We start from the raw sequence: 21,202 nt of genomic DNA, 5'->3' as shown, positions 1-21,202 counted from the left end.
GAGGCGTTGTGCCCGGCGCGGCGTGGGGCGGGAAGGCGTCGGTAGCCTGAGCCGGTGATCAATCAGCGGGTCGGTATCGGGACGGATGTGCACGCCTTCGAGGCGGGGCGGCCCTGCTGGGTGGCGGGTCTGTTCTGGCCGGACGTCATCGGGCTGGCCGGGCACTCCGACGCTGACGTGGCCGCCCATGCCGCCTGCGACGCGCTCTTCGGTGCGGCCGGGCTGGGCGACCTGGGCAGCAATTTCGGCACTTCGCGGCCGGAATGGGCGGGCGCGTCCGGTTCGGCCCTGCTCGCCGAGACGGCGCGTCTGGTCCGGGAGGCGTCGTTCCAGGTGGTCAACGTGTCGATCCAGGTGATCGGCAACCATCCCAAGATCGGCAAGCGCCGGGCCGAGGCGCAGGAGGCCCTGTCCGCCGCGGTAGGCGCGCCGGTGACGGTCTCGGGCACCACCACCGACGGTTTGGGCCTGACCGGCCGCGGCGAAGGGCTGGCCGCCATGGCCGTCGCCCTGATCGCCTCCGTCTGACCGCTCGCCGGTCGCGCGTCTGACCGCTCGCCGCTCGCCGGTCGTGCGTCTCGCCGCTCGCTGCTCGCTGCTCGCCGGTCTCGAGTCTCGCCGCACGCCGCTCGGTGCTCGGTGCTCGCCGGTCACCGGTCACCGGTCACCGGTCGCGAGTCTCGCCGCTCGGCGGTCGCAGGTCGCCGGTCGCCGGTCTCGCCGCTCGGGGCTGGGCTTCTCGCCGCTCGGTGGGCGGGTGTTTCGGCGGTTGTCGCGGTGGGTGGTGGTGGGTTGTCCGCGCAGCGTGCGACCCCACAGGGTGACGTTAGGTGGGAGCGCCTACCCTCGACTCGTGGCCGCGCCCCTGGATCCCGAGACCACGCCCGAGGAGTATCGGCAACGGGCTCTGCTTCTTGCTGACCTCGGCCGCTATGACGAAGCGGCCGGGGAGATCGCGGCCGGCCTCACCGTGGCGCCCGACGATGCCAGTCTGCTGGCCACCCTGGCGCGTGTTCATCTGGCCGCGGAGCAGCCGGCCGAGGCCCTGGTCGCCGCGGAGCGGGCGGCCACGGCGGCGCCCGAGGAGATCACCGCCCTGGTGGTGCGGGCCATGGCGTTGTCCGACAGCCGGAAGTTCGGGGAGGCGGCCCGGGTCGCGGGGGACATTCTGCGGCAGTGGCCCGCCGACGCGTACGCGCAGCGGACCGGGGCCGCGCTCCTCAGTGAGTCGCGTAACGGCCAGGAGGCGCTGAACGCCGCGTGGAACGCCGTGCGGGTCGCGCCGGCCGAGGCGGAGGCCCACCTGGTGCTGGCGGTGGTGGCCGCGCGGCTGCGGCTCTTCGATCTGGCGCAACGGGCGTACGCGCAAGCCTTGGATCTCGATCCGGCGATCGGTGAGGCGCAGCGCGACATGGGCATCGTGCGGTTCGAGCGGCGGCGCTGGGCGAAAGCGCTGGAGGAGCTGGCCGACGAGGCGACGCTGCCGGTGGCGCCGGACGCCGAGGGTGACTATCCGTCGCCGTTCCCGCGGGCCTATCAGGCGCCGGACCGGCCCGATGAGCCTGAGCCGGCGGGGACCACACACTGGACCGAGGTGCCGGCGGTGAGCCGGCCGGCGGGGCCCGTTCTCGACGTGTCGGGGAGTTCGGCCGGGCAGGTGCGGCGGTTCGCCCTCTACGGTGCGAACGCCACCCAGGTCGCGGCGGTGCTGGCGGGGCTGATGACCCTGGCCAGTGACGGCATTTCGCGGATGTGGGCGGGGCTGATCGGCCTGCTGATCTTCGTGGGTGTCATCGTCGCGCTCAACCGGAATGTTCCGGAGCCGCTCGCCGTCGCGTTGACCCGGCTGCGTGCCACCGATCGGCGGTTGGCCGCGGCGGCGTACGTGGGCTTCGTCGCTCCTCTGCTCTTGTTCGTCTATGCCCTGGCCGGCGGCATCGTGGCGCTGGTGTCGGCCATGGTGCTGGCCGCGGTCGCCGAGCTTTTGATCCTGACGAGGCGCTAGGCGGTGTCGTCACAGGACCATAGCCATTGCCGGAGTGCGGCGATGGTGACGGTATCGGTCTGCTTGTAGCGGCGAATCACGCCGTACCTCACCCACCGTCATGATCCTTTGAAGAGATCGAAGAGATCAGGCCTTCCCGTACGGCGGTGAGGCCGGCGTCGAGCGCGCCGAGCAGCACCGCGTCGTCGTCGATGGCGGTCAGGGCGATGGGGCTCTCCAGCGGCGCGGCCCGCCGCATCGCGCCGGTCACGGCGGAGAGCAGGACTTCGCCGCCGGCCTGGGCGATCGGGCCGGCCAGCACCACCAGGTACGGGTCGAGGACCGCGACGACCGCGGCCAGGCCGACCACGATGCGGTCGGCCAGTCCGGTCAGGAAGTCGCCCGAGGTGGCCGGGTCGTTCGCGGCCGCGGTCACCACCTCGGCCGGTGTGCGGCCCGGAACGCCGTTGTCCCGGGCCAACTCCAGGATGGCCTCGCCGCCGAACAGGTGTTGCAGGTCGAGCTTGCGGTCGGCCGAGTCGGGCGAGTAGAGCGGCATGTAGCCGATCTCGCCCGCCCCGCCCCGGGCGCCGCGCATCAGTGTGCCGGCCATGTCGATGGCCAGGCCCAGGCCTTCCTGGCCCAGCCAGAGCAGGGCGAAACCCTCGGCGTCGCGGCCGACTCCGCGCCGGCGTTCGGCGACCGCGGCCAGGTTGACGTCGTTGTCGACGCCCACCTCGGTGCCGAGTTCCGCCGCGATGCGCGGCACCAACCCCGTACGGCCGAAGCCCGGAAGATGCACGTGCCGGATCGTCGCCGCCCGGGCGTCGTAGGAGCCGGCCACGCCGATGCGCACGTGGCGCACGCGTTCGGCCGGGACGCCGGCCTCGTCGCGTAGCCGGGCCACCACGTCGGCCAGCGCCCGCATCGGGTCGCTGGTGAGAAAGTCCACACGCGACTCGACGCGTCCGCGGATCTCGCCGGTGAGGTCGCACAGCGCGGCCACCACCGAGGGGGCGCCGCTGGGGCCGATGTCGCGCACGGAGACCGCGGCCGCGTACGCCGCCTCGGGGTTGGCCGCGTAGATCTCGGCGTTCGGGCCGGGGCGGCCGCTGTTGTGACCGACCACTGTGACCAGTCCGGCTTCGGTGAGCCGGCGGAGGACTTCGGAGATCGTCGGCGTCGACAGCGCGGTGAGTTTGCGGAGGTCGGAACGCGTCAGCCGGCCCGGGTCGAGCAGGTGGGCCAGGGCCGCGCTCTCGTTCATGGCTCGGAGCAGCTTGGAGGAGCCGGCCAGACGGGTCACCCGCCGGACGTTAAGCGGGGTCGTCTACGCATGTCAAGGTTCATCGAGCCTTATTGATAAAGTTGGTTAACTGTTCTAACGTCTCTGCCGCGCGCGCCAACCCCTCATCCCCCGTCTCGAGGAGCGCCATGATCCGCGCAAGAAGAGTCGTCTACGCCGGTGTCGCCGTGGCTGTCCCCGCCGCGGCCGTGATCTACGGATTGCTTCCGGCCAGTGCCGCGACCGCCGGCCCCATCACCGGCATCGGCGGCAAATGCGTCGATGTCGCCAACGCCAGCTCGGCCAACGGCGCCGCCGTGCAGCTCTACGACTGCAACGGCACCGGCGCACAGACCTGGACCGTCGGCAACAGCGACGGCACCATCCGGGCCCTCGGCAAGTGCCTCGACGTGACCAGCGCGTCGACCGCCAGCGGAGCCAAGATCCAGCTCTGGGACTGCAACGCCAGCGGCGCCCAGAAGTGGTCGGTCAGCGGCGGCGCCCTGGTCAACAGGGGCTCCGGCAAGTGCCTGGACGCCACCGGGCAGAGCTCGGCCAACGGCACCCGGCTGCAGATCTGGACGTGTACCGGCACGGCCAACCAGACTTGGGTGACGCCCGGCGGCTCCACGACGCCGCCGACCACGCCACCTGCCACTGGGGTTAACTTGGACAATCCGGCCAAGAAAGACGTCGCGATGCAGCTCGTCTCGGCGGCGGAGAACTCGTCGCTCGACTGGCGGGCCCAGTTCGCCTACATCGAGGACATCAAGGACGGCCGCGGCTACACCGCCGGCATCATCGGCTTCTGCTCCGGCACCGGCGACATGCTGGAGCTGGTCCAGGCGTACACGAACGCCGTGCCCGGCAACGTGCTGGCCAAGTATCTGCCGGCCCTGCGCTCGGTGAACGGCACGGCCTCGCACTCCGGCCTCGACCCCAACTTCACCCGAGACTGGCGTACGGCCGCGGCCGACCCCGCCTTCCAGGCCGCCCAGGAAGCCGAGCGCGACCGGGTCTACTTCAACCCCTCGGTCCGCGACGGCAAGTCCGACGGCGTACGGGCCCTCGGGCAGTTCGCCTACTACGACGCGGCCGTCATGCACGGCTACGAGGGCATGCGCCAGATCCGCAGCGCGGCCCTGAAGCGGGCCAAGCCGCCGGCCCAGGGCGGTGACGAGCGCACCTGGCTCAACGTCTTCCTGGACGAGCGCGTGATCGAGATGAAGAAGGAGGCCGCGCACGACGACACCACCCGGGTCGACACCGCGCAGCGGCGCTTCCTGAACAACAGCAACTTCGACCTCAACACGCCGCTGGACTTCGCTGTCTACGGCCAGAACTTCCACATCGGCTGATTTCGGTACGGGGCCGGGGCTGATCATCAGCGCCGGCCCCACTAGTTTGTCGGCATGGTCGATCTCGTCATCGCCGGTGTGGCGGTCCTGCTGCTGATCGCGGTCACCGTCGCGGTGGCCCGCAGCGAGCGGCTCACCCGCGGGCGGCTGGCGACCGCCCTGGCCGTGGCGGTCCTGGCCGCGGGCACGTTCGCGGTGACTCTCTACCGGAGCCAGACCGGCCACGAGCCGGAGCCGGAAGCCGCGCCGGTCGTCGTCGCCTCGACCCCGCCCCGGCAAGCCTTCGGTACGGCGGTGCTGCCGGTCACCGTTCCCATGGGCTCGGGCGACAAATACCCGCAGGGTGCCCTGTGGCTCTCGCCGCCGCGAGCCGGGACGAACGCCTACACCGGCGACATCTCGCTGCTCTGCTCGACGCCCGGCAAGGACGAGAAGGTGCAGAACTGCACCGGCGCCGACAAGCGGGTCTGGAGCGCCGAGCCGCTGGAGAAGCGGGCGACGATCGGGCCGGCGACCGGCGATCCGTTCACCGACCCGAACGCCTGCGACGAGGACAACGGTGTCACCTACGGACCCGAGTACGTGGAACTCACCGTGGGCCGGGGCTACTGCCTGCGCCGCGGTGACAACGTCATGGCGATGCGGGTTCCGGCCTTCCCCTCCGGCCAGCCGCTCCCCGAATCAATCACGGTCGAGGTCTCGGTCCTTCACTGAGGGCGGTTCCAGGTCCAGGCGTACGCGGTGTCCTCCACCGCCAGGCCGGCGTCGCACAGGTCGAGCGGGCGGAACGTGTCGACCATGACGGCGAGCTCGTCGAACGCCTCGGCGCCGATGGCCCGCTCGACCGCGCCCGGCTGCGGGCCGTGGGTGAAGCCCGACGGGTGCAGCGAGATCGAGCCCTGCTCGATGCCGGAGCCGCGGCGGGCCTCGTAGTTGCCGCCGGTGTAGAACATCATCTCGTCGGAGTCGACGTTGTGGTGGTTGTACGGCACCGGGATGGCCAGCGGGTGGTAGTCGACCTTGCGCGGCACGAACGAGCACACCACGAAGTTGGGCCCCTCGAACGTCTGGTGCACCGGCGGCGGCTGGTGCACGCGCCCGGTGATCGGCTCGAAGTCGTGAATCGAGAACGCCCACGGGTACAGGCAGCCGTCCCAGCCGACCACGTCGAACGGGTGGTGCGCGTAGACGTGCCGGGTCCAGCCGGCCCGGTGCTTCACGTACACCTCGACGTCGGTCCCCTCGGCCTGCAACGGCTCGCCGGGCCCGCGCAGGTCACGCTCGCAGTAGGGGGCGTGCTCGAGGAACTGGCCGCGCACCGAGAGGTAGCGCTTCGGTGGTCCGATGTGGCCGGTCGCCTCGATGGTCAGCAGCCGTACGGGCCCGTCCTGCGGCACGATCCGGTGCACCACCGAGGTCGGGATGATGACGTAGTCGCCGGCGCCGACCTCCAGGGCGCCGAAGGTGGTCTCGACGACGGCGCGGCCGTCCTCGACGTACAGGCACTCGTCGCCGATCGCGTCGCGGTAGAGCGGCGACGGGCGGTCGGCCACCACGTACCCGATGCGGACGTCGTTGTTGGCCAGCAGCGGCCGGCGGCCGAGAACCGCGTCGGCCGGACCGGCGTCGAGTTTGTGAGTTCGCAGATGGCGCGGTTTCAGGGGCAGGTTGGGCGACTGCGTGGTCGCCGGTGGTTCGTACGTCTCGGCCGAGACGATCGCGGTGGGCGCGTGCCGGTGATAGAGCAGCGACGAGTCGGAGGAGAAGCCCTCCTGGCCCATCAGTTCCTCGGCGTAGAGCCCGCCGTCGGGGCGCCGGAACTGCGTGTGCCGTTTGTGCGGCACCTCGCCGACGGTGCGGTAGTACGGCATCGTTGCCTCCTCGGCGTTGGCCTGTTTGGCAAAACCGACATAGCGGACGTGGTTGTCCGCTTCTCGAAGCGTCCATTAGGTTCGGATTCGTGTCAACGCTGGTGCCTCCGCTCTTCGCCGGGCTGGTGGACGACGCGTCCCTGATGCCGCCGAGCCCGGTCAGCGTGACCGACGCCGTCGCCAAGCACGCCGAACATCGCGACGGCTGGTTCGCCGGTCTGCTCGGGTCGCTGCTCGTCCCCGCCTCGCTGATCGGCGCCGATCTGAGCGCCGGCCAGCTGCCGGTCGCCCTGGTCGGCGACGTCCCGTTCACCGCCGTGCCGGTCGCCGTCGAGAAACTGCGCGCCGCCGGCGCCGTGGTCCTGCACCTCGAGGCGGCGGTGGCCCGCCGCGGCGAGGATCCGCAGCCCGGCCTGGCCAACCTGCGGGCGCTGGCCGGCGAGGATCAGAGCCTCGAGGTGTACGCCGAGATCCCGCTCAGCTGGGGTCTGCTGGCCGCCCTGGACGCGGTCGCCGAGGCGCGCGCGGCCGGGCTGCGCATCGCGCCCAAGTTCCGGGTCGGCGGGCTGGCCGCCGAGCTCTTCCCGACACCCGTCGAGCTGGCCGCGGTGCTCTGCGCCTGCCGCGACCGCCGGCTCCCGTTCCGTCTCGCGGCCGGCCTGCGCCACGCCATCCGGCACACCGACCCCGAGACCGGCTTCACCCACCACGGCTTCCTCAACGTGCTGACCGCCTCGATCTCGGCGGACCGGGGCGCCGAGGTGGCCGAGGTGGCCGAGCTGCTGGCGGCGACCCACCCCGTGCCGCTGGTCGAGTCCTGCCGGGCCCAGCGCGACGGGCCACGGCCGCTGTTCGCCGGCTTCGGGGTGGCCAACGTGGTGGAGCCACTCACCGAGCTGGTCCGGCTCGGCCTGATCAACGGGGGTTATTCATGACGGGCTACGGCCTCGACAATTTGCCGTACGGAGTGTTCAGCGTGCCGCAAGGGGAGCGGCGACTCGGCGTACGGCTGGGAAACGACGTCGTCGATCTGTCGGGCCTCGGCGGGTTCTTCGCCGCGCCGTCGCTCAACCCGCTGCTGGCGGCCGGGCGTCCGGAGTGGACGGCGGCGCGGGAGGCCGTCCTCGACTACGTCGCGTCGGGGCCGCCTACGAGCCCGTTGCACGGTGTGACGATGCATCTGCCGTTCGAGGTGGCCGACTACACCGACTTCTACTCGTCCGAGGCGCACGCGCTCAACGTGGGACGGATCCTGCGGCCGTCGTCGCCCGGGCTGCCGCCGCAGTGGCGTCACCTGCCGATCGGCTATCACGGCCGGTCGTCGACGGTCGTCGTCTCGGGCACGCCGATCCGGCGACCGTACGGCCAGCTCGCTGCCGGTTCATATGGTGCGACGCGGCGTCTCGACGTCGAGGCCGAAGTCGGTTTCGTGGTCGGCACGCCGGGCCGGCGGATCACCACCGGCTCGTTCGAAGACCACGTGTTCGGGATCGTGCTCGTGAACGACTGGTCCGCTCGCGATCTGCAAGCCTGGGAATACCGGCCACTTGGCCCGTTCTTGGGCAAATCGTTCGCCACCTCTGTCTCGCCGTGGGTGGTGCCGCTCTCCGTTCTCGCTCCGGTGCCCGCGCCGGCCCAGGATCCGGAGCCGCTCGACTACCTGCGGCCGGCCGGACCGGCGTACGACCTCAAGCTCTCGATCGCCTGGAACGGGACCCTGGTGAGCTCACCGCCGTTCGCCTCGATGTACTGGACGGCGGCGCAGCAGCTGGCCCACCTGACCAGCAACGGGGCGTCGGTCCGGACCGGCGACCTGTACGCGTCGGGCACCGTCTCCGGGCCGTCGCCGGACCAGGTCGGCTCGTTCCTCGAGCTGACCGCCGACGGCGCCTCCCCGGTGACGCTGGCCGACGGCTCGCAGCGAGGTTTCCTGCTCGACGGCGACGAGGTCGTGATCAGCGGAACCTCGGCCGACGGCAAGATCGGTCTTGGATCGGTCAGCGGGATCGTGGTCGGATAGTTACTGTCTGATGGCGTGGGAGGTGACGCTATGTCGACGGTTGTGGTGACCCGCCCGATCGACGCGCCGGTCGCGGTGGTCTGGCAGGTCTTCACCGACCTGAGCCGCCGCCGGGAATGGCTCTCGGCGGTCACCCGGGTCGAGGTGCGCAGCCACGGCGAGTTCGGCGCGGGCACCGTCTGGCGCGAAACCCGGCAAATGGCCGACGGCGGCGAGGTCACCGAGGAGTTCCGGGTGCTCGAGTGCGTCGTGCCGGACCGCTTCGTGGTCACATCGCCCGGCATCGGCGCCGACTATCGGATGACCTACTCGTTCCAGCCGGTGGTCTCCGGCCGGCACCGCGGCGGCACGATGGTGACAGTGGTGCAGAACGGCAGCCCGACCGCTCCGGCCGGGCGGATCCTCGCGCTGATCTTCGGGGGCCTCGCCGCCGAGACCGCCGAGGGCGCCCTGCGGCGCGACCTGGACGATCTAGCGGCGGCCGCCTGACATAACCTTCACTGGTGCTCCGAGTGCTGATCCGTACATCCTTGGCGCTCGTCATAGCCCTCGTGGCCGCCGTGATCGGCTGGCGGGTCCTCAAGCCGGCCGAGGTGGCCTCCGCCGCGTCCCCGCCCTACCCGGTGCCCGTGACCCGCGCGCCGCAGGTCACCGGCCGGACCAACCAGGCGCCGCTGATCGTGGCCGACGCCGTCCGGGTGTATGCGTCCAAGCGCCAGGTGCGGGCCGACCCGGTCTGGGCCAAGGGCGTGATGACCGCGATCTGGTCGCTGCGGCGCTGGCCCGAGCAGCTCTCCGGCGTCGTGGCGGTCGGCGACACGGTGATCAGCCGCTGGGCCGACGGCACCCTGATCGGAATCTCCGCCCTCGACGGCAAGGAGATCTGGCGGGTCGCCACCGGCGTCAAGGCGCCGGCCTTCGACGGGCACCGCACCGGCGCGGCGACCGTGTGGGCGCCGGCCGGGCTCTACACCGGCGCCGGGGCGGTCCTGGTCAGCGACAGCAGCCGGGTGAACGCCTACGACGCCACCACGGGCGCCCCGCGCTGGTCGGCGCCGATCTCATGCCAGGACGCCTTCACCACCACCGGCGGCCAGTTCGTGTGCACCGAACAGGCGTTCTCGCTGGCCACCGGCGAAGCCGTCGCCGGCTGGCCGGCCGGTCCGCACACGCCACTGGGCTGCGGTGTCGCCTCCTCCGGCTGCGGCGGCCTGCGCGACGCGGACGGCCGGGGCTGGCTGGCCACCGGCGCCCGCCCGCAACGCTCGACCGTGCTCGACCAGCCGGGCAGCACGGTGGCCGGCGGCCGGGCGATCCCGCCGCAGCCCGGAGCCCAGGTCCTGGGCGCCTCGAACGGCCGTCTGGTGCTGCTCACCGACGACCGCCACCTCAAGGTCGGCGCCGTGGAGTTCCCGCTCGCCGTCGAAAAAGAGAAGCTGACCTGGAAACCCGGGCTGTGGCAGGTCACCGACCACTGGGTGGCCATCGAACGCCTCGACGACGACGGGCCCGCCAACCCCGAGAAGCCGGGCCACTACTTCACCGTCGACACGGTCATCATCGCCGCGATCTGACCGCCACCGTTCGCCGGCGCCGGCGTTGAACCACAGATGCGCATCGTGGTCCTGGACGGCCTCCGGCTGTTCGCCGCCGTCATGGTCGCCTTCTACCACTTCGCCGGCCGCAACGACGTCACCGGCGCCTGGGGCGCCCCACCCGCGGTGGCGGTCTCCCGCGTCCACGAGGCCGCCCAGTACGGCTGGCTCGGCGTCGAACTGTTCTTCATGATCAGCGGCTTCGTCATCTGCATGAGCGCCTGGGGCCGCGACACCGGGGCGTTCGTCCGCTCCCGGTTCCTGCGCCTGTTCCCCGCCTACTGGCCCTGCGTGCTGATCACGGCCATGGTCGTGGGCCTGTGGCCGGTGGTGGCCCAGCCGCTGCGCCTCAGCGACGTGCTGCTCAACCTGACGATGCTCCAGTGGCCGCTGGGAGTCCACGGCGTCGAGGGCGTCTACTGGACGCTCTGGGCCGAGGCGCGGTTCTATCTGCTCTTCGCCGTGCTGCTGTGGCGCGGCCTGAACCGCCAGAGCGCCATGTGGTTCGGCTACGGCTGGCTGACGGCGGCGGTCATCGCCCACACGAGCCGCGAGAAGCTGCTGATCGTCGCCCTGCAGCCGGACTACGCGCCGCTGTTCGTGGCCGGGATGGCGTTCTACCTGATCCACCGCTTCGGCAGCGACCTGAGACTGTGGGGTCTGGTCGCGGCGTCGTACCTGATGGCCCAGCACAACGTCATCGCCCGGGTGGCCCAGACGGAGAAGGCGAACATCAAGGCGCCGCTCTCCGACACCACGGCCATCCTGATCGTCACGGCGTTCTTCGCGGTGATGGCGGTGGTCGCCCTGGGCTGGACGGCGCGGGTGCGGTGGCGCTCCCTGACCACGGCGGGCCTGCTGACATACCCGTTCTACCTGCTCCACCAGAACATCGGCTGGCTGATCATCCGGGCCACCCACGACCGGGCCCCACACTGGCTGGTCCTGATCGGCACCATCGCCGTCATGCTGCTGGTCGCCTGGATGGTGCACCGCTGGCTCGAACGCCCGCTGGCGGCCTACCTGCGCCGCCGCCTTCAAGCGACGCGGGAACTCCCGATCCCCACCAACGTCCGCCCGTCGCCGCGCCGATGGGCCGAAGAGAACCGGGTGCGAACTCCAGGCCAGCGATGACAGGCGAACGCTCGGCGCGCCACCGATGTGCCGTGCGTCCGCCCTGGCCACGAGCCGAGTCTCCAAGGCCCGGCCATCCCTGTCCTTCCCGCCGCCCCGGACTAGAAGTACCGGCCCCATCCCGTCGCGTCCCGAACTGCCGGCATGCGAGGCGCGGGACAAGACTCGTCGACGCCGGCAATCGGGTCGTTCGCGCCCCGGGCAGCCGCATCGGAACGGAGCGATCAGCGCATTCTGGCTGGCTCTGCGGTCTACGAAGGGCCGGCGCCGATGCGGAGGAGCGGGTTGGGGCGGGTCACGTCGGCGAAGAAGTCGTTGCCCTTGTCGTCGACGACGATGAAGGCGGGGAAGTCCTCGACCTCGATGCGCCAGACGGCCTCCATGCCGAGTTCGGGGTATTCGAGGACCTCGACGTGGCGGATGCAGTCCTGGGCCAGGCGAGCCGCCGGGCCGCCGATCGAGCCCAGGTAGAAGCCGCCGTACGACTGGCAGGCCTTCGTCACCTGGGCTGAACGGTTGCCCTTGGCCAGCATGATCAGGGAGCCGCCGGCGGCCTGGAACTTCTCCACGTACGAGTCCATCCGGCCGGCCGTCGTGGGGCCGAACGAGCCCGACGCGTACCCCTCGGGGGTCTTGGCCGGGCCCGCGTAGTAGACCGCGTGGTCGCGCAGGTACTGCGGCATGGGCTCGCCCGCGTCGAGGCGTTCGGCGATTTTGGCGTGGGCGATGTCGCGGGCCACGACCAGGGGGCCGGTCAGCGAGAGGCGAGTCTTGACCGGGTAGCGGGACAGCTCGGCCCGGATCTCGGCCATCGGGCGGTTGAGGTCGACCTTGACCACGGGCTCGTTGCTGACGTCGACGTCGGGCAGGAAGCGGGCCGGGTCGGTTTCGAGGCGTTCCAGCCAGACGCCCGACGGCGTGATCTTGGCTAGGGCCTGGCGGTCGGCCGAGCAGCTGACCGCGATCGCCACCGGGCAGGACGCGCCGTGCCGGGGCAGGCGGATCACCCGTACGTCGTGGCAGAAGTAACGCCCGCCGAACTGGGCGCCGATGCCGAAGTCGCGGGTCAGCTCGAGGACCGCGGCCTCCAGCTCGACGTCGCGGAAGCCGTGGCCGGCCATCGTGCCGTGCCGGGGGAGGTTGTCCAGGTATTTGGCGCTGGCCAGCTTGGCCGTCTTCAGCGCGTGCTCGGCGCTGGTGCCGCCGATGACCACGGCCAGGTGGTAGGGCGGGCAGGCCGACGTGCCGATCAGGCGGAGCTTCTCGTCGAGGAACTCCATCATGCGCGCCGGGTTCAGCAGCGCCTTGGTCTCCTGGTAGAGGTACGACTTGTTGGCCGAGCCGCCGCCCTTGGCCATGAACAGGAACTTGTACGCGTCCGGCTGGCCGCCCGGGTCCTCCGCGTACAGCTCGATCTGGGCCGGAAGATTCGATCCCGTGTTGCGCTCGTCCCACATGGTGAGCGGCGCCAGCTGCGAGTAGCGGAGATTCAAGCGGGTGTACGCCTGGTAGACGCCCTGGGCGATGGCTTCCTCATCGGTGCCGTCGGTCAGCACGTGCCGCCCGCGCTTGCCCATCACGATCGCCGTGCCGGTGTCCTGGCACATCGGCAGCACGCCGCCGGCCGCGATGTTGGCGTTGCGCAGCAGGTCGAGGGCGACGAAGCGGTCGTTGGCCGAGGCCCGCGGGTCGTCGATGATCGAACGGAGCTGCGACAGGTGGGCCGGGCGCAGGTAGTGGGCGATGTCGTGCATCGCTTCCGCGGTGAGCTGCGTGATGGCCGACGGCTCGACGGTCAGGAACTGCCGCCCGCCCGGTCCCGCGACGACATCCACGCCCTCGTCGGTGACCAGTCGGTACTCGGTCAGGTCGTCGCCGGTGGGCAACAGCGGCGAGTACGTGAATGCGGCGCCTCTGCTCATGAGCGGCAAGCCTAGGACAGCCGCCGGGCGGTATGCGAACCGCTCCGCCCCTTGCCCACATACCAGTTAGGTCAAGCCCACGGGAGGTACGCCATGTCGCGCCCCGAGACAGCGATCATTCCGCCTGGTCCGACGGCGAAGACCTCGGCGCCGGTACGCACGTCGGCCAGCAGCCGTCCGGATCCGGGAGCGATCGCCACGACCCGGTCCGGTTTCCGGCTGACGACCACGGCGGCGTACGGGGTGAGGGCCGTCGACGGGTTCGCGCCCACCGGCCGGGACCACACAGTGTGATTACCGCGGAAGGCGTAGCCACGGAACGTGTTCTTCGCGGCGTTACGGATCACCGCGTAGTTGTCGTTCACCGCGAGCACGTTCTCGCCCTTGGCCCCGTGCCACAGGACCCGCCCGTCGTGCCCGGCCAGCAGCTCCTCCCGGCCGACCGGGTCGACCCCCAGCAGCACGTCCTCGCCGCCGGCCGGGTCGCGTTCCTGCTTGCAGTTGGAGCCGTTCTCGGCCGTACGCAAATTGAGCCCGTCTTTTTTCCAGACCGGCGCCGACGAGGGGGGATCCGTCGCCACGACGCTGTAGTAGCAGGTCCCGTCGCCGGGCGTGCCGGTGATCGTCAGAACCCGCCCGCCGGCGATGGCCACCCGCTGGTCCGGTCCGGGCTCGACGGTCTGCGCGACCCGGCCGGTCGCCGTGTCCACCACCCGGATCTTCCCGTCGTCCGGCAGTCCGATCAGGCTGGGCATCTGCCGCGGCCGCGCCACGTCGTCGTCGACCCGGTCGGCGGTCAACTGCCGGGTGTCGGGCAGGTCGGGATTGGCGGCGTTGAGGACGAACCCGATACCGCCCGTGTCGACCGTCCACAGCGGCTTGCTGCCGCGTGGCGCCCACGCCGTCAACTGACAGTCACTGCCCTTGGCGCAATGCAGATCTAGAAGCGCGTTCTTGTACGTCCACACGGCGGTGGCCGCGGTGTCGGCCCGCAGCACGGCACCGCTGCGCGGATCGAGCACCTGGTAGCCCTTGGTGAGCAGCCGGCCGGTGGCGACCACGGCGTCGTTGCCGTCCCCGGCGATCGAGGCCCAGTCGGCGTCGCTGTCCCAGAGCTTCACCCCGGCGGTGATGCCGTACGCCTCGACGGAGGTCCGGTACTCGACGACCACCGCGTCGCCGACTATCGCCACGCTCTGCGGGCTGCCGCCGATCCGCTGCTGCCACTGGGCCGCGTCGCCGGCGATCGGCTTGCTGGTGTTGACCCAGTTCCAGACGTTCGGCCACGGGTTCCACACGCCGGTGGTGGCGAGCACGACCACGATCACGATCGCGACCAGCGCGTAGCCCTTCCAGGGGCGGCCACCCGACGCCATGCGCGACACGCTAGCCAGGTCAATCACCCGGACGATGGATCTCGATCCGCCCGTGTCGAGCGCTTATGTCCTGAAGATCACCTATGGCGGGGCGTGAACTGTGCAAGTTGCACTGTGAGGAAGAGGTTACGGCGAGTGGATCGCGCAGACTGCCCAACGCCGGGAACAACTGTTGCCCCACCCCTGTGACCTGCGACAACCTCGGCCAATGACGCAGACGATGGAACACGGGACCCGCACCGCCGACGTCTTTCCGGTCAAGGGCGTCGATCATCTTCAGTTTCTCGTGGGCAACGCCAAACAGGCCGCCCACTATTACTCCACGGCCTTCGGCATGAAGCTCGTCGCCTACCGCGGACCCGAGCAGGGCTACCGCGACCACGCCGAGTACGTACTCGTCAGCGGCTCCGCCCGGTTCGTGCTGACCGGCTGCGTGCACGCCGGCGCGCCCGGCGCCGACCACGTCACCAAGCACGGCGACGGCATCCGCGACATCGCGCTCGAGGTGCCCGACGTCGACGCCGCCTACAAGCACGCCACCGGCGCCGGCGCGCGCGGCGTCACCGAGCCGTACGACCTGAAGGACGAGAACGGCACCGTCCGGGTCGCCGTGATCGCCACCTACGGCGACACCGTCCACACGCTGATCGACCGTTCCGGCTACGACGGTCCGTTCCTGCCCGGTTTCGTGGCCCGCGAGCCGATCGTCGACCGGCAGCCCGCCATCGACGCCGGCCTGCAGCCCAAGCGCTTCTTCCAGGCCGTCGACCACGTGGTCGGCAACGTCGAGCTGGGCCGCATGGACGAGTGGGTCGAGTTCTACCGCCGGGTCATGGGCTTCACCAACATGGCCGAGTTCATCGGCGACGACATCGCCACCGACTACTCGGCGCTGATGTCGAAGGTCGTCGCCGACGGCACCCGCAAGGTCAAGTTCCCGCTCAACGAGCCGGCCGTCTCGCAGCGCAAGTCGCAGATCGACGAATACCTCGAGTTCTACGGCGGCCCGGGCGCCCAGCACGTCGCGGTGGCCACCAACGACATCATCAACGCGGTCGACGCCATGCGGCAGGCCGGCGTCGAGTTCCTCAAGACCCCCGACTCGTACTACGACGACCCCGAGCTGCGCGCCCGGATCGGTGAGGTGCGGGCGCCGATCGAGGAGCTGAAGAAGCGCGGCATCCTGGTCGACCGGGACGAGGACGGCTACCTGCTCCAGATCTTCACGGCCCCGGTGCAGGACCGGCCCACGGTGTTCTTCGAGCTCATCGAGCGGCACGGCTCGCTCGGCTTCGGCAAGGGCAACTTCAAGGCGCTCTTCGAGGCCATCGAGCGGGAGCAGGAGCTGCGCGGCAATCTGTGACACCGACCTGGTCGCCGCACACAGAAATCCTCCAGGCCCAGGTCGCTAAGGTTCTTCCATGAGTTCGCTGCCCGCCGGTTGGTACAAGGACCCGGCCGACCCCGACACCCAGCGCTACTGGGACGGTGACGGCTGGCTCGGCAAGGCCATTCCGGCCGACGCGACGCCGCCCGACGGCCCGCCGCCGGTCGAGGAGGAGCCGCCCGCGGCGGCGCCTCCCGCGACCGCGGCCGCCCCCGGCGACTCACCGGCCGGTCCGCCGCCGAGCTGGCAGCAGGCTCCGCCGCCGGGGCCGGGAGCTCCGGGTTCAGGCGTTCCGGGTTCAAGCGTTCCGAGTTCGGGTGTTCCGGGTTCGGGTGCGCCGGGTTGGGGTGCGCCGCCGCCGGGCTGGCAGCAGGGGCCGCCGTCGGGGCCGGGCTGGCAGCAGCCGCCCGCCTGGCAGCAGCCCGGGCCGGCGGGGCAGCAGCCTGGACCGCCGCCCGGATGGCAGCCCCCTCCGGGGTGGCAGCCGCCACCCGGGTGGGAGCGGATGCCGCCCGGCATGCGCGCGGCCATGTATCCCGTACAGGCCCGGCCGCACGGCTACGCGCTGGCCGGGCTCGGGCCACGCCTGGTGGCCCGGCTCCTCGACATCCTGGCCGTGCTGCTGCTGAACGTGGTGGTGAACGGCTGGTTCGCGTACCAGTGGGCCCAAGAGTTCGTGCCCATGTACCGCGCCACCCTCGACGAGATGGCGAACGGCGGCAGCGCGTTCGACGTGCAGGCCTCGGGCCGGATGGACGGACTGCTCTGGGCCATGCTGATCGTCGCCACGCTGCTCTGGCTGGCGTACGAGGCGCCGGCCATCGCCGGCAGCGGGCAGACCCTCGGCAAGAAGCTCATGCGCATCAAGGTGGTCGCGGTCGAGAACACCGAGCCGCTCGGCTTCGGCCGCGCGTTCGGGCGCTGGGCCCGGCTCGGTCTCTGGACCCCGGCCTGGGGCTGCGCCGGCATCGGCTTCGTGCTCCAACTGATCGACTGCATCTCGCCCGTCTTCGACCAGCAGCTCAGGCAGGCATTTCATGACAAGACCGCCCGTACGGTCGTGATCGCCCTGCCCCCGGACAACCACCACCCGGTCGACGCCACCACGAGCGGCACCAATGGAAATGGAGAGGGACGATGACTCGCCTCACCCGCGCTGACCTGGACGGTCTCCCGGCCTACGTTCCCGGTCGCAACCTGGCCGACCTGACCCGCGAGCTCGGCATCGCCGAGGCGATCAAACTGGCCAGCAACGAGGTTCCGTACGGCCCGCTGCCCGGCGTGGCCGAGGCGGTCTCCGAGGCCATGCTGTCGTCGCACCGCTACCCCGACATGGGGTCGGTCGAGCTGCGTGCGGCCCTGGCTCGGCGCCTCGGCGTCGACGCCGACCGCATCGTCACCGGCTGCGGCTCGGTGGCGCTGGCCGAGATCCTGGTCAAGGCGACCGCCCTGCCCGGCGACGAGGTCGTCTACGCGTGGCGCTCGTTCGAGGCGTACCCGATCATCTCGGCCGGTGTCGGCGCGACCAGCGTCCGCGTCCCGAACACGCCGGGGCACGGCCACGACCTCGACGCGATGGCCGAGGCGATCACCGACCGGACCCGCTTGGTCTTCGTCTGCAACCCGAACAATCCGACCGGCACGGCCATCCGCAAGGCGGACCTCGACCGGTTCCTCGCCGCGGTGCCGTCGGACGTGCTGGTGGTGCTCGACGAGGCGTACCGCGAACTGGTCACCGACCCGGACGTGCCGGACGGCGTCGAGACGTACGCGGACCGGCCCAACGTCGTCGTGCTCCGCACGATGTCGAAGGCGTGGGGGCTGGCCGGCCTGCGGATGGGCTACCTGGTCGCGCAGCCCGGCGAGGCGACCGCGATCCGCAAGGTCCTCACCCCGTTCTCGACGAGCATCGTGGCCCAGGCGGCGGCGCTGGCCGCGCTGAAGCAGGAGGACGAGGTGAACCGGCGCTGCGCGCTCGTCGTCGCCGAGCGTGAGCGGGTCACCGAGGCGCTGCGCAAGCTCTCGATCGACGTGCCGGCGAGCCAGGCCAACTTCGTCTGGCTGCCGCTGGGCGACCGCTCGATCGCCTTCGGCCAGGCCTGCGAGAGCCGGGGCGTGATCGTGCGCCCGTTCCAGACCGACGGCGTCCGCGTCACGATCGGCACCCCGGAAGAGAACGACCTGTTCCTGGCCGCCGCGGAAGCGGCCCTGGAAGGTTAGGGGCCTAAGCGGCGAGTTGGGCCTCGACCCGGTGGTGGTCCTCGTCGCTGAGCCGGGCGGGGAAGACCCGGCGGCCCAGGGTGACGACGAGCAGGACGGCGACGACGGCCAGGGCGCCGGTCACCAGCGGCAGTGTGCCGAGGTGGCCGGCGCGGACCAGGCGTTCGCCGAGGAAGGCGCCGCCGCCGATGCCGATCTGGAAAGCGACCACGTACAGGGCGGAGGCGGCGTCGCGGGCGCGGGGCGCGATCCGCAGCACCGAGCTGGCCAGGAAGACCGGGATGGCGGTGAACGCGCCGCCCCACAGCAGCGCCGCGAGCACGGTCGGCACGACCCCGAGCACGGGTGCCAGCGCGGCCGCGGCGACCGCCAGCACGATCAGCAGGCCGACGACGATCTGGCCGGGCCGCCGGTCCGAGTGGCGGCCCAGCACAAAGTTCGTGACCAGCCCGACCGCCCCGTACCCCAGAAGGAGCGCGCTCAGCGCGACGCCCTCGAGCCCGGCGTCCCGCCGGACGAGCGGGGCGATGTACGTGTAAGCGGCGAAATGCCCGATGACCAGCACCGTCGTGATCAGGCAGAGCGCGGCGACCTGCCGGTCACGGATGATCCCGACGGCGGCGCGCAGCTGCGCCCCGGCCCGGACGTTCAGATCGTGCGGAAGCGGCGGCAACGTCGGAAGAACACGGGCGAGCAGCAGTACGCAGAAGGCGCCGCCGACGGCCATCACGCCCACCGCGACCCGCCAGCCCAGCCACTGCCCGAGCGCCGTACCCAGCGGCACGCCGAGCACGATGGCCAGCGAGTTGCCCACGAAGACCAGCGCGGTGGCCCGCCCCGCCTGCCCCGGCGGCGCGAGCCGCGCGGTGACCGGCCCGATCACCGACCAGAAGACCCCGTGCGCCAGCGCGCAGACCAGCCGCGCGAGCGTCAGCACCGGAAAGGTCGGCGCGAACGCGGCCGCCGCCTGCGACACCACGAAGATCCCCATCGTGATCGCGATCAGCGTGTGCCGGGGCACCCGCATGGTCAGCGCCGTCAACGGGATCGTGCTGACCGCCGCCACCACGGCGTAGCTGGTCAGCAGCAGGCCGACGTCCGCCTCGTCCACCGAGAGCCCGTCGGCGATCTGCGGCAGCAGCCCGACCGGCAAAGTCTCCGCGGTCACGTAGAAGAAGGTGGAGGCTCCGAGAACGGCGAGTCCCGGACGGTTCATGGTCACCGCCGAAGAATATGCTCTAGGAACGAGTAAAAGGAGTGGTTGCCCTGTGACGACGCGCTCAAACCAGCTGCTCGGCGTCGTGCACGCCCACCCGGGCGTCACCCGAGCCGACGCCGCCCGCCTGCTCGGCATCGGCACCGGCGCCACCACCGAGCTGGTAGCCCGCCTGTCACAGGCCCACCTACTGGCCGAGGTGCCCGCCCGCCCGAGCGGCAGCCGAGGCCGCCCGACAACGGTCCTGGTCCCCCACTCGGAGGGCCCCCTGGTGCTGGCCGCCGAAATCACCCACGAGGGCTGGCGCCTCCAGGTAACCGAACTGGGCGGAGCCGTCCTGACCACGATCGCTGCCGGCCACGCCCCCGCCGACCGCCCGCCGGCCTGGCCGGAGGTGGTCGCCGCCGTGCACGCCGCGATCGGCCGGTTGCGTGAGCAGTACCCCGGCCGCCTGCGCGCCCTCGGGGTCTCGGTTCCCGGCACGGTCTCGCGCAGCCTGCGCCTGGACGCCACGAACGTCGGCTGGCACGACGTCGACCTGACCAGCCTCTGGCCCTCGGCCGCCGACGCCGGCCCCACGCCGGTGTTCGTGGCCGGCAACGACGCCAGCCTGGCCGCCGCCGCCGAATCGGCCCGAGGCGCCGCCACCGGCGCCCGCGTCGCCCTCCACCTGCTCATCGCCGGCGGCCTCGGCGGCGCGGTAGTCGACCAGGGCCGCCTCCTGAACGGCGCCTCCGGCTTCGCCGGCGAATTCGGCCACATGCCCTTCGGCGACCCGGCCATTCCCTGCCCCTGCGGAGCCCACGGCTGCTGGGGAACCGCCGTCGACGGCACAGCACTGGCCCGTCACCTGGGCCACCGCCCTCCCCGAGACCCGGTCACCTACGCCCGCCGCGTCATCGCCACCGCCGCCGACCCGGATGCCAGGGCTGGGGGTGACGGCGGAGCTGAGCGGGTTGCCGTTCGAGCGGTTGCGGCGACGCTTGGGCGGGGCATAGCCGGCCTGGTCAACGCTCTGGACGCTGACCTGGTCACCCTGGGTGGCGTGGGCGCGCAGCTTCTGGCCGCGGCCGAGAGGGAGATACAGACTTCCTACCGAGCCGGGTTGATGGAGATCCGCCGGAGCAGCCCGCCGCCGATCGTCGCGGCAGCCCTGGGCGCGGACGGCCCGATCGCCGGCGCCGCCGAGGAAGCATGGTCAAGCCTCATCCCGCGCCTCGCGTGACGGCAGGTCATGGCACGCGAGGCAGTGGTGCGTCTCAGCTGGGGGCGCAGTAGCCGGCGACGGGGCTGAGCCACTCCGTGAACTGGGCCTCGATCGTGCTGTTGAGGTCCTTCAAGGTCTTGATTTTGGTGATGTATTTGCGGTCGACCGCGCTGGCGTCGACCTTGGCGGCCGATGTCTGGCCGGCGGCCATGAACTCGGGGTCCTCGGCAGTGGCGGTGTCGGTGCGGATCTTGGTGGCTACGGCCTTCAGTTTGGCGGTGGCGGCGTCCTCGGCCTTCTTGGCGTCGGCGGCCTGCTTCGCCTCCCGGTAGGTGATCAGCTTGCCCATGGCGGCGCCGAAGTCCTTGAGCTCGGCGGAGTACAGCTTCTGCAAATTGCCGCAGACCAGCGCGGTGTTGGCCGAGTAGTCCGGCTCGGGCGAGGCGCTCGGTGAGGCGCTCGGCGTGGGGGCGGCGGCCGCGTCGGAGCTGTTCGCGTCGCTGTCGCAGGCGGCGCCGGTCAGCAGGGTGCCGGCGGCGATCACGGCCAGGAGGGCGCGTCGCATGAGAGGGGATCCTGTTCGTCCGGGGGCGTAGGCCCCGCCGACGTTACGTTCCGCTCGGCGCA

Annotated in this window: 19 protein-coding genes; 13 read left to right on the top strand and 6 right to left on the bottom strand. The window is 71.4% G+C overall.

Features of this window, described 5'->3' with window-relative positions; genetic code table 11:
• Positions 1–54: 54 nt before the first annotated feature.
• Positions 55–528: a 2-C-methyl-D-erythritol 2,4-cyclodiphosphate synthase gene (gene ispF, locus AB0C26_RS15510; protein WP_360247181.1), complete on the top strand. Its 474-nt coding sequence runs from the start codon at positions 55–57 to the stop codon at positions 526–528.
• Between the two features lie 325 nt (positions 529–853).
• Positions 854–2,005, top strand: coding sequence for a hypothetical protein (locus AB0C26_RS15505; RefSeq protein WP_360247179.1), 1,152 nt, complete (start codon positions 854–856; stop codon positions 2,003–2,005).
• 88 nt (positions 2,006–2,093) lie between these two features.
• Here AB0C26_RS15505 and AB0C26_RS15500 read toward each other — a convergent pair whose 3' ends face one another.
• Positions 2,094–3,290 carry an ROK family transcriptional regulator gene (locus AB0C26_RS15500; protein ID WP_360247177.1) on the bottom strand — a complete coding sequence of 399 codons (1,197 nt, stop codon included), beginning with the start codon at positions 3,288–3,290 and terminating at the stop codon, positions 2,094–2,096.
• 128 nt (positions 3,291–3,418) lie between these two features.
• Between AB0C26_RS15500 and AB0C26_RS15495 the strand changes: the two genes are divergently transcribed.
• Together AB0C26_RS15495 and AB0C26_RS15490 are read left to right on the top strand one after the other, a co-directional pair.
• A complete protein-coding gene (locus AB0C26_RS15495; protein WP_360247175.1) occupies positions 3,419–4,627 on the top strand; it encodes a chitosanase in 1,209 nt (402 codons plus the stop codon).
• A 54-nt stretch (positions 4,628–4,681) separates the two neighbouring features.
• A complete protein-coding gene (locus AB0C26_RS15490) occupies positions 4,682–5,341 on the top strand; it encodes a hypothetical protein (protein ID WP_360247173.1) in 660 nt (219 codons plus the stop codon).
• On the opposite strand, the gene AB0C26_RS15485 is transcribed toward AB0C26_RS15490, so the two are convergent.
• Positions 5,335–6,498, bottom strand: a complete 1,164-nt coding sequence (locus AB0C26_RS15485) for a homogentisate 1,2-dioxygenase (protein WP_360247171.1) — start codon at positions 6,496–6,498, stop codon at positions 5,335–5,337. The genes AB0C26_RS15490 and AB0C26_RS15485 overlap by 7 nt on opposite strands.
• Before the next feature lie 89 nt (positions 6,499–6,587).
• Here AB0C26_RS15485 and AB0C26_RS15480 point away from each other — a divergent pair, with 89 nt between their 5' ends.
• From AB0C26_RS15480 to AB0C26_RS15460, 5 genes are read left to right on the top strand one after another with little or no spacing between them, the layout of a single operon-like run.
• On the top strand, positions 6,588–7,433 hold the full coding sequence (locus tag AB0C26_RS15480) for a hypothetical protein (RefSeq protein WP_360247169.1): 846 nt from the start codon (positions 6,588–6,590) through the stop codon (positions 7,431–7,433).
• Entirely contained in the window at positions 7,430–8,518 is a 1,089-nt protein-coding gene (locus tag AB0C26_RS15475) for a fumarylacetoacetate hydrolase family protein (RefSeq protein ID WP_360247167.1), read from the top strand. The genes AB0C26_RS15480 and AB0C26_RS15475 overlap by 4 nt, the downstream gene beginning before the upstream one ends.
• A gap of 30 nt (positions 8,519–8,548) precedes the next feature.
• Positions 8,549–9,007, top strand: a complete 459-nt coding sequence (locus AB0C26_RS15470) for an SRPBCC family protein (protein WP_360247165.1) — start codon at positions 8,549–8,551, stop codon at positions 9,005–9,007.
• Between the two features lie 14 nt (positions 9,008–9,021).
• Positions 9,022–10,092: a PQQ-binding-like beta-propeller repeat protein gene (locus AB0C26_RS15465; protein ID WP_360247163.1), complete on the top strand. Its 1,071-nt coding sequence runs from the start codon at positions 9,022–9,024 to the stop codon at positions 10,090–10,092.
• A 36-nt stretch (positions 10,093–10,128) separates the two neighbouring features.
• Entirely contained in the window at positions 10,129–11,247 is a 1,119-nt protein-coding gene (locus AB0C26_RS15460; protein ID WP_360247161.1) for an acyltransferase, read from the top strand.
• Between the two features lie 251 nt (positions 11,248–11,498).
• Here the strand turns inward: AB0C26_RS15460 and AB0C26_RS15455 are convergent, their stop codons facing one another.
• Both AB0C26_RS15455 and AB0C26_RS15450 read right to left on the bottom strand, forming a co-directional pair.
• A complete protein-coding gene (locus AB0C26_RS15455) occupies positions 11,499–13,169 on the bottom strand; it encodes a fumarate hydratase (RefSeq protein ID WP_360247159.1) in 1,671 nt (556 codons plus the stop codon).
• 71 nt (positions 13,170–13,240) lie between these two features.
• Positions 13,241–14,545, bottom strand: coding sequence for a hypothetical protein (locus AB0C26_RS15450; RefSeq protein ID WP_360247157.1), 1,305 nt, complete (start codon positions 14,543–14,545; stop codon positions 13,241–13,243).
• 208 nt (positions 14,546–14,753) lie between these two features.
• On the opposite strand from AB0C26_RS15450, the gene hppD reads away from it, so the two are divergent.
• Genes hppD through hisC form a run of 3 tightly spaced genes read left to right on the top strand, consistent with a single transcriptional unit; the run spans position 14,754 to position 18,152 of the window.
• Positions 14,754–15,908 carry a 4-hydroxyphenylpyruvate dioxygenase gene (gene hppD / locus AB0C26_RS15445; RefSeq protein WP_360247155.1) on the top strand — a complete coding sequence of 385 codons (1,155 nt, stop codon included), beginning with the start codon at positions 14,754–14,756 and terminating at the stop codon, positions 15,906–15,908.
• A 58-nt stretch (positions 15,909–15,966) separates the two neighbouring features.
• A complete protein-coding gene (locus AB0C26_RS15440; protein WP_360247153.1) occupies positions 15,967–17,073 on the top strand; it encodes an RDD family protein in 1,107 nt (368 codons plus the stop codon).
• Positions 17,070–18,152, top strand: coding sequence for a histidinol-phosphate transaminase (gene hisC, locus AB0C26_RS15435; RefSeq protein WP_360247151.1), 1,083 nt, complete (start codon positions 17,070–17,072; stop codon positions 18,150–18,152). The genes AB0C26_RS15440 and hisC overlap by 4 nt, the downstream gene beginning before the upstream one ends.
• Positions 18,153–18,156: 4 nt before the next feature.
• Here the strand turns inward: hisC and AB0C26_RS15430 are convergent, their stop codons facing one another.
• Positions 18,157–19,368: an MFS transporter gene (locus AB0C26_RS15430; RefSeq protein WP_360248253.1), complete on the bottom strand. Its 1,212-nt coding sequence runs from the start codon at positions 19,366–19,368 to the stop codon at positions 18,157–18,159.
• Positions 19,369–19,420: 52 nt separating this feature from the next.
• On the opposite strand from AB0C26_RS15430, the gene AB0C26_RS15425 reads away from it, so the two are divergent.
• Complete coding sequence (locus tag AB0C26_RS15425) at positions 19,421–20,593, top strand: ROK family protein (RefSeq protein ID WP_360247149.1); 1,173 nt, start codon at positions 19,421–19,423, stop codon at positions 20,591–20,593.
• A 34-nt stretch (positions 20,594–20,627) separates the two neighbouring features.
• Here AB0C26_RS15425 and AB0C26_RS15420 read toward each other — a convergent pair whose 3' ends face one another.
• Positions 20,628–21,140 carry a hypothetical protein gene (locus AB0C26_RS15420; RefSeq protein ID WP_360247147.1) on the bottom strand — a complete coding sequence of 171 codons (513 nt, stop codon included), beginning with the start codon at positions 21,138–21,140 and terminating at the stop codon, positions 20,628–20,630.
• Positions 21,141–21,202: the final 62 nt, after the last annotated feature.

It is taken from the genome of Actinoplanes sp. NPDC048796 (assembly GCF_040650035.1).
Taxonomy (GTDB): domain Bacteria; phylum Actinomycetota; class Actinomycetes; order Mycobacteriales; family Micromonosporaceae; genus Actinoplanes.
The sequence above is the reverse complement of the archived record's forward strand: the minus strand, read 5'-3'. Positions and strand labels throughout refer to the sequence as shown.

Excerpts from the sequence above, each read along its gene's own strand:
- AB0C26_RS15495 (WP_360247175.1), top strand. The coding sequence starts at position 3,419 with ATGATCCGCGCAAGAAGAGTCGTCTACGCCGGTGTCGCCGTGGCTGTC.
- AB0C26_RS15490 (WP_360247173.1), top strand. The coding sequence starts at position 4,682 with ATGGTCGATCTCGTCATCGCCGGTGTGGCGGTCCTGCTGCTGATCGCG.
- AB0C26_RS15485 (WP_360247171.1), bottom strand. The coding sequence starts at position 6,498 with ATGCCGTACTACCGCACCGTCGGCGAGGTGCCGCACAAACGGCACACG.
- AB0C26_RS15475 (WP_360247167.1), top strand. The coding sequence starts at position 7,430 with ATGACGGGCTACGGCCTCGACAATTTGCCGTACGGAGTGTTCAGCGTG.
- AB0C26_RS15470 (WP_360247165.1), top strand. The coding sequence starts at position 8,549 with ATGTCGACGGTTGTGGTGACCCGCCCGATCGACGCGCCGGTCGCGGTG.
- AB0C26_RS15460 (WP_360247161.1), top strand. The coding sequence starts at position 10,129 with ATGCGCATCGTGGTCCTGGACGGCCTCCGGCTGTTCGCCGCCGTCATG.
- AB0C26_RS15455 (WP_360247159.1), bottom strand. The coding sequence starts at position 13,169 with ATGAGCAGAGGCGCCGCATTCACGTACTCGCCGCTGTTGCCCACCGGC.
- AB0C26_RS15450 (WP_360247157.1), bottom strand. The coding sequence starts at position 14,545 with ATGGCGTCGGGTGGCCGCCCCTGGAAGGGCTACGCGCTGGTCGCGATC.
- hppD (WP_360247155.1), top strand. The coding sequence starts at position 14,754 with ATGACGCAGACGATGGAACACGGGACCCGCACCGCCGACGTCTTTCCG.
- AB0C26_RS15440 (WP_360247153.1), top strand. The coding sequence starts at position 15,967 with ATGAGTTCGCTGCCCGCCGGTTGGTACAAGGACCCGGCCGACCCCGAC.
- hisC (WP_360247151.1), top strand. The coding sequence starts at position 17,070 with ATGACTCGCCTCACCCGCGCTGACCTGGACGGTCTCCCGGCCTACGTT.
- AB0C26_RS15430 (WP_360248253.1), bottom strand. The coding sequence starts at position 19,368 with ATGAACCGTCCGGGACTCGCCGTTCTCGGAGCCTCCACCTTCTTCTAC.
- AB0C26_RS15420 (WP_360247147.1), bottom strand. The coding sequence starts at position 21,140 with ATGCGACGCGCCCTCCTGGCCGTGATCGCCGCCGGCACCCTGCTGACC.